Source organism: Afipia sp. GW821-FHT14H12 (genome assembly GCF_058803465.1).
The window spans coordinates 234,111-247,005 of record NZ_JBXAOZ010000002.1 but is presented as its reverse complement, the minus strand read 5'-3'; the positions used below and the strand labels follow the sequence as shown (position 1 = coordinate 247,005).

Genomic DNA, 12,895 nt, shown 5'->3' with positions numbered 1-12,895 from the left:
CGCGGCGGCGTTATCGAACCGCACCTGGCCAGTTCCGTTTTCAATCATGGGCATAGCAGATTTCATGCGTGATGGGAGAATTCGCTCTACGACGGAGCTTTTGACGGCCTCGCGCCGGGGCGATGTTCCACCGTTCATGGTGATGGACGTGATGGCGGCGGCGGCCCGAATCGAGGCCGCGGGCGGCCATGTGATCCACATGGAGGTCGGCCAGCCTGCGTCACCAGCGCCAGCTACGGCACGGGCGGCAGCCAAGGCTGCGATCGATACCGGGCGGCTGGATTACACCTCGGCACTAGGCATCCCGTCACTGCGGCAACGGATCGCGCGCTACTATCGTGAAACCCATGGCCATGACGTCGATGCCGAGCGGATCGTCGTCACCACCGGTTCGTCGAACGCCTTCATCCTGGCATTTCTGACGCTGTTCGAGCCGGGCGACCGGGTGGCGGTGACGCTGCCGGGTTATCCGCCGTATCGCCATATTCTGACGGCTCTCGGCTGTGAGCCGGTGCTGATCGAAACCACCGCCGCAACCCGCCATGCGCTGAGCGGTGAGATGCTGCTCGCCGCGCATCGCAAGACGCCTCTCAAGGGCGTGCTGGTGGCAAGCCCGGCCAATCCTACGGGCACGATGATGAGCCGCGAGGCGATGGCGGAATTGATGGCGGCCGCCGCCAGCGAGAACATCCGCTTCATTTCTGACGAAATTTATCATGGTCTCGATTACGCGTTTGCCGCGACCACGGCGGCGGCGTTGTCGGACGACGCCCTCGTCATCAACTCCTTCTCGAAATATTTCTGCATGACGGGCTGGCGCGTCGGCTGGATGGTGGTGCCAGCGCCGCTGGTGCGGCCGATCGAGCGGTTGCAGCAGAATCTGGCGATCTCGGTGCCGACGCTTTCGCAGATCGCGGCGGAAGCCGCGTTCGACGGCAAGACCGAGATGGATGCGATCAAGCACGGTTATCAGGATAACCGCCGCCTGCTGATTGAGGGATTGCCGCGCGCGGGCCTCGACAGTTTTCTGCCCGCCGATGGCGCATTCTATCTCTATGCAGATGTCTCGCGTTTCACGAACGACAGCTTCGATTTCGCCCGCCGCATGCTGGAGGAAGCGCATGTCGCGGCAACGCCCGGCATCGACTTCGACCCGGTCCACGGCAAGTCATTCCTGCGCTTCTGTTACGCAGGCTCAAAGGCGGAGACGGAAGAAGCCATTGCGCGGATTACGCAATGGTTGAGGCGTTAGGGTAGCTCGTCTCACCTCTCCGTTGAGGAGAGAAATGGATGGCTCAAAAAAGAACCCGGCTCAAGGAAGCGATCCTTGGCCGGGTTCTTCTTTTTATTGTCTGAAGCGGTGCGCGCTTATTCAGACCGGCGAGACCACCAGCCCATGCGGCGCGGCGCGGAGGGCGCAGGCTCGGCAGGTGACTGCGGCTCGGACGGCTCAGGCGAGGAGACCGGCGCCGGTGCCTCGGGCGCAGGCGTGTCGCTGAAGAAGAAGCTGACCTTCTCGCGCACGGTGGAGCGGCGCGAAGTCTTTTCCTCGTCATGCACGGGAGCCGGAGTCTCGTCCGCAGCCGGTGCGGATGGCTGTGCAGCCTCTGCGGCTTCCTCGACCGCGGGCTCGAATGTCTCGGGCTGCGGTGCCTCAAAAGATGGCATGCCGAGATCGCGCGGTTCTTCGTGCGGTTCAAACGAGGAATCCGCTTCGGTGTCATTGCCGGAAGCGGCTGCTTCCTCGCCATTGGCATTGTCATGATTGCCACGGCGGCGGCGGCCACCACGACGGCCACGACGGCGCGGGCGACGTTCGCCATTGTCCTGATCGGCACGCGCGGGAGCGGCGTCGGACTCGTCCTCGCCATCCTCGCCGGTTTCGACCTGAGATTCTTCGCCGGAAACGGCATCGTCATTGGCAGGAGAGGCCTGTGTGGCATCGCGGCCTTCGCCGCCACGGCCGCGTCCGCGACGGCGGCGACGGCGTCGGCGTGGTCCCTCGTCGCCTTCGCCGCGGGCCTCAGTCGTCTCGGCATCTGCGGTTTCGCCGTTCTCGGCCTCAGCTTCGACGTCTTCCTCGAAGAACTCGTCCTCGTCGTCGAACTCTTCGACTTCGACCGGCTGCGCGGCAACACGCGCGGCGAGGAGAGCCTTGGCAGCCTCGGTGGTGTGCACCTGTTCGCCGCGCTCGATGATGAAGGCTTGCTGGCCGTTCACCGTTGTGTCGGCGATCACCGACAGCGTCACCTGGAAGGCTTCTTCGAGGTCGCGCAGATGGCCGCGTTTGTGGTTGAGAACGTAGAGCGCCACATCGGTGCGGGTGCGCACCGAGTAATTGTGGGTGCCGCTCTTCATCAGTTGCTCTTCAAGGCTGCGCAGCAGTTGCAGAGCGACCGACGAGACGGAGCGGACATGCCCGGTGCCGCCGCAGGTCGGGCAGGGCTCGGTGGAGCTTTCGAGCACGCTGGCGCGGATGCGTTGGCGCGACATTTCCAGAAGGCCGAAATGCGAGATGCGCCCGACCTGGATGCGCGCGCGGTCCTGCCGCAGGCAATCGCTCATCTTGCGTTCGACTGCGCGGTTGTTGCGCTTCTCGTCCATGTCGATGAAATCGATGACGATCAGGCCCGCGAGGTCGCGCAGCCGCAACTGACGGGCGACTTCTTCGGCGGCTTCGAGATTGGTCTTGAGCGCGGTGTCCTCGATGTGATGCTCGCGCGTGGAGCGGCCCGAGTTCACGTCGATCGAGACCAGTGCTTCGGTCTGGTTGATGACGATGTAGCCGCCGGAACGCAGCGTCACGGTCGGCGAGAACATCGCATCGAGCTGGCTCTCGACGCCCATCCGCGAGAACAGCGGTTGCGTGTCGCGATAGGGCTTCACGGCGCGGACGCTGGATGGCATCAGCATCTTCATGAAGTCGCGTGCTTCCTGATAACCGGCATCACCCGACACCAGCACCTCGTCGATCTCCTTGTTGTAGAGATCGCGCAGCGAGCGCTTGATCAGCGAGCCTTCCTCGTAGACGAGGGTAGGGGCCTGCGACTTCAGCGTGAGGTCGCGCACCGTCTCCCACATGCGGATCAGGTATTCGAAGTCGCGCTTGATTTCCGGCTTGGTGCGCGAGGCACCGGCGGTGCGCAGGATGATACCCATGCCTTCCGGCACGTCGAGGTCCTGCACCACGTCCTTGAGGCGGTTGCGGTCCTGCGCCGAGGTGATCTTGCGGCTGATGCCGCCGCCGCGTGCGGTGTTCGGCATCAACACGGCATAGCGTCCGGCGAGCGACAGGTAGGTCGTAAGCGCCGCGCCCTTGTTGCCGCGCTCTTCCTTGACCACCTGCACCAGCATCACCTGGCGGCGCTTGATGACTTCCTGAATCTTGTACTGGCGGCGCGGGCGGAAGGCGCGCTCCGGCACTTCTTCCAGCGCGTCGTCGCCGCCGACGGATTCGACCTGTTCTTCTTCCTCGGCCTCATCGTCATCCTCGTCTTCGTCGCTGTGGGCGACGGACGATTCAACATGCTCGCTTTCGGAGTGTTCGTGGTCGGCATACGTGTCGTCATGAGCCTCGTCGTCAGACGCATGGTCATGATCGTGGTCGTGGAGGTGTTCATCGTCATGATGGGCGAAATCGCCCTCAGGCTGCGCCGCGGCAGACGGATCGAAAAACGGATCGTCGATGCTTTCGTCGGCCTGGTCGCCGTAGTCGTTGCCTTCGATGCTCGGCAGCGGTTGTGCGTTCGCACTCGGCACTACCGAAGGCGCGACGGAGGCGGGCGTCACGCCATCTTCCATCGGTTCGTCGTCATAGCCATAGCCGCCGAAAGGCTGCGGCTCGGTTGAATCGTGCGGGAAGGCCGGCGGCGCGTCAGCGGCTGGTGCGCTGCCCTCGACGATCGCGCTTTGCACGCGCTCGCCACGGTCGCGACGGCGCGAATTACGATGGCGGGAACGGCGGCGGCTTGCGCGGTTCTCGTTTTCCTCTTCGGCCTCGCGGTGCGCGCGCTCGTCGGCCTCGATCAGGGCCTGACGGTCGGCGACCGGGATCTGGTAATAGTCGGGATGGATTTCGCTGAAGGCAAGGAAGCCGTGGCGATTGCCGCCATACTCAATGAACGCAGCCTGGAGCGAGGGCTCCACGCGGGTGACCTTGGCGAGATAGATGTTGCCGCGAAGCTGCTTGCGTTGTGCGGATTCGAAATCAAACTCTTCGACGCGATTGCCGCGAACCACGACGACCCGGGTCTCCTCCGGGTGGGTGGCGTCGATCAACATTTTGTTGGGCATTTTTGGACTCATGGCGGCGGACGGCAGGCCCGGCGGCTAGCGCAGCATGCGCGGCCGGACGGCGGAACGGTCCACCTGATTCGGGGGTGAGGGGAAGGCCAAACCGCAAAGCGATGCCCCGTGCCGAATCCAGCCCGAACGTCTTCCGTTGCGCAAACGCGTCGCGTCGGATTGTCGTGGGACCTGGGAAGACCTCTTGGGAGGCCCGGATCGGCGTAACAGTGTGGCGCATCTAAGCAGCGGCCCGTCTAAATCGTTCGGCAGCGGTGTGCTGCCTTGTCTTGCCAACGGGACCAGCAGGAGCTGGGTGCATTAAAAGCCAGCCGACGTTGTGAGCGCCGGATTGGCAGTCCGCGTCCTTGCGGGCGCGAGCCGGTTGCCGTCTGGCTTCCTGTTTCTCCCGAACCTCGAACCGGCTTTCCGGACCCGGCCGCGCGCTGCGCTGGCTGGGAGGAGGGTCGGTCAATCCGTTGGGCCTCAATACATTTTGGGGCCGAACGCTGGTGCGGGAGTTGAACGCGATACAACCGGAAGTTCAAACCGTCAGCAGACAAAACATACGGTCATTGGGGTCTTCTGGCAAGGGAAGCGTCACGCGACTGCAACACAAGCCCGTAAACAGTCTTTCAGGGGTAAGCAGCGGTTAACCGTGGAGTCCTATTGGGATAAAAGGGGGCGCCGAGGCGGGGGATTTCTTGAAAAGCTGGACGAAAATCCGCGTTCTGCGGGCGATCACCGCCAGTTTTGCCTGGGCGGCGCTGTCCAGTGCCCCGGCGGCGTACGCGGTTGAGTCGGTTCCGCCACGCCCGGAAGTTGCAGCCAGCCTGCCGGTCGCATCCGATGCGCGCGTTGCGGGCGACGAGCGGCAATCGCGCTTCATCCTTGATCTCGACCGCAAGGTCGACGTGCATGGCTTCGTGCTGGCCGATCCTTACCGGGTCGTGGTCGACATGCCCCAAGTGGCATTCCGCTTGCCCGAGGGTAGCGGCAAGATTGGCCGGGGGCTCGTGCGGGCATTCCGCTATGGCATGGTGATGCCCGGCGCCTCGCGGATCGTGATGGATTTGAGCGGTCCGGCGAAGATCGAAAAGGCATATTCGCTGGATGCGGCCAACGGTCAGCCGGCAAGGCTGGTGGTTGAACTGGCGGCGTCCGACGCGGAAACGGTGAAGCGCGAAGCGCGGCAGGCCGCGACACAAGGGTTGCGTCCCACCGTTGTCGCCGATGCTGATCCGAATGCGAAAATTCCACCGCAGACGGCCAAGCCTGAGGATTCCCGTCCCGTCATCGTGCTCGATCCCGGCCATGGCGGCATCGACAACGGCACGGTCGCTTTCAGCGGCGAAAACGAGAAGGATCTCGTGCTTGCCTTCGCCAAGGCGCTGCGCGAGCACATTGAAAAATCCGGCAAATATCGCGTGGTGATGACGCGCGACGACGACACCTTCATTCCGCTCGCCGAGCGCGTGAAGTTCGCCCGCGACCACGCGGCCTCGCTGTTCGTATCCATTCATGCAGACGCATTGCCGAAGGCGGAAGGCGATGCGCAGGGCGCCACGATCTACACCTTGTCCGACCGCGCCTCTGACATCGAGGCGGAGAAGCTGGCGGAGTCCGAGAACAAGGCCGACGCCATCGCCGGTATCGACCTGACCGAGGAGCCGACCGAGGTGGCGGATATCCTGATCGACCTCACGCAGCGGGAAACGCGAGCATTCTCAAGTCGGTTTGCTAAAACCCTGATGTACGAGATGAAGACTGTGGCGCGGATGCATAAGCATCCTCTCAAGTCCGCCGGGTTCCGGGTTCTGAAGGCGCATGACGTGCCGTCGGTGCTGGTCGAGTTGGGTTACGTGTCGAACAAGGGCGACCTGCACAATCTGGTCTCGGATAGTTGGCGCGAGAAAACGGCTGGTTCCGTCACCGCCGCGATCGATGCGTTTTTTGGTCCGCGTGGTGGCGCTCCGGCCACACGGATGAGCGCCGGGGCATCCGTGAGCGCGAAGCCCTGATAGAGCCCTAGTTTGGACACAGGCTCCGCTTTATAGAGGATCGGGAAAACTGAATCGGTCGCCCGCAAGCGCCTGCCTCAGTGCTATGGTTCCGCCGCGATCCGGTCGCGCTGAGCGAGATCGCCCCGGCCAGAGGCGGCTTTAAACTGAATATGGATTGAGAATGCGGTTGCTGGTGCGCTTCCTGGGGTTCCTTTTTGCCGCCGGAACGATCCTGTTCCTGGTTGGCGTCAGCGCCGTCGCGGGCCTGCTCTGGCATTACTCAAAAGACCTGCCGGACTACACCCAGCTCAAGAACTACGAGCCTCCGGTGATGACGCGCGTTCATGCCGCCGATGGTTCGCTGCTCGCCGAATACGCCAAGGAACGCCGTCTCTATCTGCCGATCCAGGCGATCCCCAAGCGCGTGATCAATTCCTTCCTCGCCGCCGAGGACAAGAATTTCTACGAGCATGGCGGTATCGATTTCACTGGCATGGCGCGCGCGGCATTATTGTATGCGCAGAACTACGGCTCGAACCGCCGCCCGCAGGGTGCCTCCACCATCACCCAGCAGGTCGCGAAGAACTTCCTGCTGACAAACGAAGTCTCCTTTACCCGCAAGATCAAGGAAGCCTTGCTGGCGATGCGCATCGAGCGCACCTACAGCAAGGAAAAGATCCTCGAGCTTTATCTCAACGAGATCTATCTCGGTCTTGGCGCCTATGGCATCGCCGCTGCCTCGCTCGTTTACTTCGACAAGTCGGTCAACGAATTGACGATCGCGGAAGCGGCCTATCTCGCCGCTCTGCCGAAGGCGCCCGCCCAGCTTCATCCGGTGCGCAACCATGATCGCGCGGTCGAGCGCCGCAATTACGTGATCGACCGTCTTGCCGAGAATGGCTGGATCAAGCCTGCGGAAGCCGCCGCCGCGCGCAAGGAGCCGCTGGTCGTCACCAGCCGCAGCAACGCGACGCATGTCTTCGCGGGCGAGTATTTCGCCGAGGAGGTCCGCCGCGACATCTTCGAGCGCTACGGCGAAAAGAAACTCTATGAGGGCGGCCTGTCGGTGCGCGCCACCCTCGATCCAAAATTGCAGGTGATCGCACGCCAGGCGATGGTCAAGGGTCTCGTCAACTACGACGAGTCGGTCGGCTGGCGCGGGCCTGTCACCAAAATCGATATCAGCGGCGACTGGGGCATAAAACTCGCCGAGGTCAAATCGCTGTCCGACGTTTCACCGTGGCGCATGGCGGTGGTGCTGGAGGCGAACGACCAGTCCGCGCGCATCGGCTTCCAGCCGGGCCGCGTGCTCGGTGGCGCGGTCTCCAAGGCGCGTGATACTGGCCTCGTGACCATGGACGGCGTGCGCTGGGCTAAAGCCGCCTCGGGGCCGACCCGCTACAAGGCGCCGACCAAGGTGACACAGGTGCTGACGCCGGGCGATGTGGTTTACGTCGATCCGCTGCTTGGCAAGGACGGCAAGGTGGTCGAGGGGCAATACCGGCTGCGCCAGATTCCCGAAGTGTCGGGCGGCATGATCGTGATGGACCCGAACACCGGCCGCGTGCTGGCCATGAGTGGTGGTTTCTCGTTCGACCAGAGTCAGTTCAACCGCGCCACGCAAGCCTACCGGCAGCCCGGTTCATCCTTCAAGCCGATCGTCTATTCGACCGCGCTGGACAACGGCTACACGCCGTCGAGCATCGTGGTCGATGCGCCGATCGAAATCGATCAGGGCTCTGGCAATGTGTGGCGGCCCGAAAACTATTCGACCGGCAAGTATTACGGTCCGCAGACGCTCCGCTTCGGCCTCGAGCACTCCGTCAATAACATGACGGTGCGGCTTGCGCAGGATATCGGCATGCCGATCATCGGTGAATATGCCAAGCGCTTCGGTGTCTATGACGAATTGCCGAACTATCTGTCCTACGCGCTTGGTGCGGGCGAGACGACCGTAATGCGCATGGTGACGGCGTATTCGATGATCGCCAATGGCGGCAAGCGCGTGAAGGCGACCTTGATCGATCGCATCCAGGACCGCTTCGGCCACACCATCTACAAGCACGACCAGCGCGAATGCCGTGGCTGCGATGCGCCGGAGGGTTGGCACAACCAGCCCGAGCCGACGCTGATTGACCGGCGCGAGCAGGTGCTCGACCCGATGACGGCCTACCAGATCACCTCGATGATGGAAGGTGTGGTCCAGCGTGGCACCGCGACCGTCGTGCGCGAGGTCGGCAAGCCGATCGCGGGCAAGACCGGCACCACCAACGAGGAAAAAGACGCCTGGTTCGTCGGCTTCTCGCCGAATATCGTTGTCGGCCTGTATATCGGCTACGACAAGCCGAAGCCGCTCGGCCGTGGCGGCACCGGCGGCCATCTCGCCGCGCCGATCGCCAAGGATTTCCTCAAGGTCGCGCTGGCGGACAAGCCTGCGGTGCCGTTCCGCGTCCCCGCGGGCATCAAACTCGTGCGCGTCGATCTCAAGAGCGGCATGCGGGCGGGGCCGGGCGATACCGGCCGCACCATCCTCGAGGCCTTCAAACCGGGGACCGCACCGCCTGACAATTACGCGGCCATCGGCATGGCCGACGGCAACGGGCAGGTGCTCACCGTGTCGCCCGACGCGGATCGCGCGATCATGCGCCCGGGTACCGGCGGCCTTTATTGACCTGATTGCATCGGCGCGCCGCAGCGGCTAAGTCCTGCGGCACGATTTGCGCGCGTGCGCTTCCTTGTTTGAATGAGAGACGAAGAACCAAGATGCGTCCTGAAGTCGAACGCCTTGTCGAAGAGATCAAGCAGTCAGTCGGGCTGCTGAGGAGGCATCTTTGACGTCGATACCGCAACCGCGCGTCTCGCCGAACTGAACAACCTCGCCGAAGACCCCAATCTCTGGAATGATCCGCAGAAAGCTCAGAAGCTGATGCAGGAGCGGACCTCGCTCGAAAACCAGCTTGGTGGCATCGGGCGGACCGAACGCGAACTCGAGGACCAGATCGGCATGATCGAACTCGGCGAGGCCGAGAACGACGAGGCCGTGGTGACCGAGGCCGAAAACGCGCTGAAGGCGCTCAAGAAGGATGTCGCGCGCCAGGAGCTGGAAGCGCTGCTCTCCGGCGAGGCCGACAAGTTCGACACCTACCTCGAAGTCCATGCCGGCGCGGGCGGGACCGAGAGCCAGGACTGGGCCTCCATGCTGTTGCGTATGTACACGCGTTGGGCCGAGCGCAAGGGCTTCAAGGTCGAGTATCTCGAAGAGACGCAAGGCGAAGAAGCGGGCATCAAGTCCGCGACGATCCAGATCAGCGGCCACAATGCCTATGGCTGGCTCAAGACCGAAGCAGGCGTGCACCGCCTCGTGCGCATTTCTCCTTACGATTCCAACGCACGGCGGCACACGTCGTTTTCGAGCATCGCGATTTTCCCGGTGGTCGACAATTCGATCAAGATCGACATCAACGAGTCCGATGTGCGCGTCGACACCATGCGTTCGGGTGGCGCGGGTGGCCAGCACGTCAACAAAACCGAATCCGCGGTGCGCCTTACGCATATCCCGACCGGCGTGGCCGTGGTCTGTCAGGCCGGGCGCTCACAGCACAAGAATCGCGCGCAAGCGTGGGACATGTTACGCGCGCGGCTTTACGAGATTGAACTGAAGAAGCGTGAAGAGCAGGCCGCCGCCGATCAGGCCGCCAAGACCGATATCGGCTGGGGCCATCAGATTCGCTCCTACGTGCTGCAGCCGTATCAGATGGTGAAGGATCTGCGCACTGGCGTGCAGACGTCGGACACGTCGGGCGTACTCGATGGCGATCTCGACGAGTTCATGGCCGCGACGCTGGCGCAGAAGGCCTTCGGCACCGCGCCCGGCCAGATCGAGGACGTGGACTGATTTTCTTTGTTGAGGAGCTGCGATGAATGCACAAGGCAAACTAATCGTTCGCAGCTTCTCGGTCTCCCTTGATGGCTATGGTGCTGGCCCGGATCAGAGTCTCGACAGCCCGCTCGGTGTTGGCGGGTTTGGCCTGCATCAATGGGCTATGGCCACGCGCACGTTCCAGAACAAGGTCTTCGGAAGGGACGGCGGCGCAACCGGTCCTGACGACGATCTGGCCGCGATGGGTTTTGAGAATCTCGGCGCGTGGATCATGGGTCGCAACATGTTCGGCCCAGTTCGTGGCGCCTGGCCAGATGAAACCTGGAAGGGCTGGTGGGGCGATGAGCCGCCATACCACTGTCCGGTTTTTGTCCTGACCCACCACGCACGTGCGCCGATCACGATGAAAGGCGGCACCGTCTTTCATTTTGTAACGGACGGAATCGAGGTGGCGCTTGACCGTGCGAGACAGGCGGCCGGGGGCAAGGACATTCGTGTCGGCGGCGGCGTGACGACGATCCGCGAGTATCTTCGCGCGAGGTTGATCGACGATTTGCACATCGCGATTTCGCCGGTCCTGCTGGGGCGCGGCGAAGCCCTTTTTGACGGGATCGATCTTCCTGCGCTCGGCTACACGGTCAGTGAGCATATCGCGACACTGAACGCCATGCATCTGCGGTTTCACCGCAAGGATTGAGCAGGCGAGTAAACGATCAGCCCTGAGCGAACCGCGCGCCCGCGCGCAGAAAACGCTGCGGGTCGACGGCTTCGCCGTTGATACGCGTCTCATAATGCAGGTGCGGTCCAGTCGAGCGGCCGGTGGAGCCGACTTCGCCGACCACTTCGCCGGTCTTCACGATATCGCCGACTTTCACGTCGATTTGCGACAGGTGTCCGTAACGGGTGGCAAGACCGTTGCCGTGATCGATCTCGACCATCCGGCCATAGCCGCCTGACCATCCTGCGGATGTGACTTTACCGTCGGCGGTGGCGCGCACCGGATCGCCGGTCGAAGCGCGGAAATCGAGGCCGGTGTGCATCGCGGGCCGCCCCACGAATGGATCGTTGCGTACGCCGAAGCCTGAGGACAATTCGATTTCTCCGACCACCGGCTTGCGATAGGGCACCATCGCTAGCGTGCGGTTGAGCTTGTCGACTTGCGCGCGGCTCAACGCGACACGATAGAGCTGCTTGTCGAACGCACTCGCGTTGGCGGTCGGAGCGCGTACCGGAATGTAGGGACCGCCGACATGCCCCCTCGGTGTTGCGGCTTCGAGCTTCGCCATGTTCAGCCCGAGGTCGGAGATCAGGCCATGCACGCGCTGCAGCCTCGTGTCGTAACGTTTCTCAGCCGCATTCAGGCTTGCGACCTGACGGTTTTCGATCTTGTCGAGAGAGGATTCCAGACGCGCCAGCAGGTTGCCGGATTCGTGTTTGGCCGCCATGCGGCTGTGTGACGTTCCGAAGACCGACGGGCGCACGTCGAGGCGCGCATGGCGTTCCGATGGCGTGGTATCGACCGGCGCGATGTCGTTGATCGGGGAAGGCTTCGGCGTTCCGCGTGGTGTATGGGTTGGCCGGATCGAGCCGGTGGCTGCATTGTCCGGTAAACCCATCAGCGCATTGGTGCGTGATTCCAGCGTGGACTGGCGGCGCAGGATCTGCGTGAGCTTCTGGTCGTATTCTTCCTGATCGAGCAACTGACGGCTGGTCGTGCGGTCGATCCGCGAGCGAAGCTCCGCGATGCGGTCCTCATAGGCGTATTGCATATCGGCCTGACGCGCGATCAGACGTGTCAGCACGTCGTCGCGGAAGGCAAAATAGGTCGCGGTCGCGGCCGACCATGCCCCCATCAGGATGATCGATCCGGTGATGATCCAGAATACGACCGGCCCGACGCGGACCTGCTTGCCGTGATGAATTAGGGCGTAGCCGTTGGGCTTGGATCGCGGTTGCGGGGTGTTCCGGGCCGGTGGAGGCGGACGACGAGGCATCTGGCGCCCGTCATCATGCGGATAGTGATGGGGCGTGTGATTGTACTGACGGTAGGGCGGCGACATCGGAACTCCTGAGCCGGCCAAACAAGCGGCGCGGCTGCCAGAAGCGATCTGACACCGTCATGGTTAATATTCAGGAAAATGCCTCGCGAATGGCGTCGAGCACGGCCTCGGCGTGGCCGGCGACTTTCACGTTCCGCCAGATTTTGATGATGCGGCCTTTGGGACCGATCCAAACCGTTGTGCGAAGAATTCCGTCGAAGGTTCTTCCCATAAAGGACTTTTTGCCCCAGACGCCATAGGCTTTGAGCATCGCAAGCGTCTCGTCCGAAGCGAGGGCGATGTCGAGGTCATGCTTCTTGCGGAAGCGCTGCAGGGCTGCCTGCGAATCGGCGGAGACGCCGAGGATGGCGGTGTCGAGCGCTTTGAACCGGGGTGAGAGGCGGGTGAAATCGGCAGCTTCCAGCGTGCAGCCGGGGGTATCCGCGCGCGGATAAAAATACAGGACGAGATTGCGTCCGGCGGAGTCCTTGAGCGATACGCTGCCACCGTCGTCGCGGGAAAGCCGGAAGGCGGGAGCCGCCATGCCTTCGTTGAGGATGTGAGTCTGCCCGGCTGTGGCGGGAGCGGTCTTGGTGGTTGTCCGGGGCTTCTTCGTCCCGACGGCTTTCGTGGCAGCTTTCCTGACGACCTTCTTGGAGGTTTTCTTGTTCGTTTTCTTGGCCATACGC

8 protein-coding genes are annotated in these 12,895 nt (G+C 62.9%); 5 read left to right on the top strand and 3 right to left on the bottom strand.

Annotated features, from left to right (window positions below; genetic code table 11):
* Positions 1 to 64: 64 nt before the first annotated feature.
* Positions 65 to 1,252, top strand: a complete 1,188-nt coding sequence (locus AC1RNA_RS12730) for a pyridoxal phosphate-dependent aminotransferase (protein ID WP_492951345.1) — start codon at positions 65 to 67, stop codon at positions 1,250 to 1,252.
* A 116-nt stretch (positions 1,253 to 1,368) separates the two neighbouring features.
* On the opposite strand, the gene AC1RNA_RS12725 is transcribed toward AC1RNA_RS12730, so the two are convergent.
* A complete protein-coding gene (locus AC1RNA_RS12725; RefSeq protein WP_492951344.1) occupies positions 1,369 to 4,293 on the bottom strand; it encodes an Rne/Rng family ribonuclease in 2,925 nt (974 codons plus the stop codon).
* Between the two features lie 695 nt (positions 4,294 to 4,988).
* Here AC1RNA_RS12725 and AC1RNA_RS12720 point away from each other — a divergent pair.
* The 4 genes from AC1RNA_RS12720 to AC1RNA_RS12705 all read left to right on the top strand — a co-directional run bounded on the left by AC1RNA_RS12720 (position 4,989) and on the right by AC1RNA_RS12705 (position 10,864).
* Positions 4,989 to 6,305, top strand: coding sequence for an N-acetylmuramoyl-L-alanine amidase (locus tag AC1RNA_RS12720; RefSeq protein ID WP_492951343.1), 1,317 nt, complete (start codon positions 4,989 to 4,991; stop codon positions 6,303 to 6,305).
* Between the two features lie 163 nt (positions 6,306 to 6,468).
* A complete protein-coding gene (locus tag AC1RNA_RS12715) occupies positions 6,469 to 8,958 on the top strand; it encodes a penicillin-binding protein 1A (RefSeq protein ID WP_009339349.1) in 2,490 nt (829 codons plus the stop codon).
* 92 nt (positions 8,959 to 9,050) lie between these two features.
* Positions 9,051 to 10,182, top strand: a protein-coding gene (gene prfB / locus AC1RNA_RS12710; RefSeq protein WP_492951342.1) for a peptide chain release factor 2 whose coding sequence is annotated in 2 segments (ribosomal slippage) — positions 9,051 to 9,119 and positions 9,121 to 10,182 — 1,131 coding nt in all. Because the reading frame shifts where the segments join, the coding sequence is not laid out codon by codon here.
* A gap of 22 nt (positions 10,183 to 10,204) precedes the next feature.
* Positions 10,205 to 10,864: a dihydrofolate reductase family protein gene (locus AC1RNA_RS12705; RefSeq protein ID WP_492951341.1), complete on the top strand. Its 660-nt coding sequence runs from the start codon at positions 10,205 to 10,207 to the stop codon at positions 10,862 to 10,864.
* A 16-nt stretch (positions 10,865 to 10,880) separates the two neighbouring features.
* On the opposite strand, the gene AC1RNA_RS12700 is transcribed toward AC1RNA_RS12705, so the two are convergent.
* Both AC1RNA_RS12700 and AC1RNA_RS12695 read right to left on the bottom strand, forming a co-directional pair.
* A complete protein-coding gene (locus AC1RNA_RS12700; protein WP_492951340.1) occupies positions 10,881 to 12,227 on the bottom strand; it encodes a peptidoglycan DD-metalloendopeptidase family protein in 1,347 nt (448 codons plus the stop codon).
* Positions 12,228 to 12,297: 70 nt separating this feature from the next.
* Complete coding sequence (locus AC1RNA_RS12695; RefSeq protein WP_492951339.1) at positions 12,298 to 12,891, bottom strand: peroxiredoxin; 594 nt, start codon at positions 12,889 to 12,891, stop codon at positions 12,298 to 12,300.
* Positions 12,892 to 12,895: the final 4 nt, after the last annotated feature.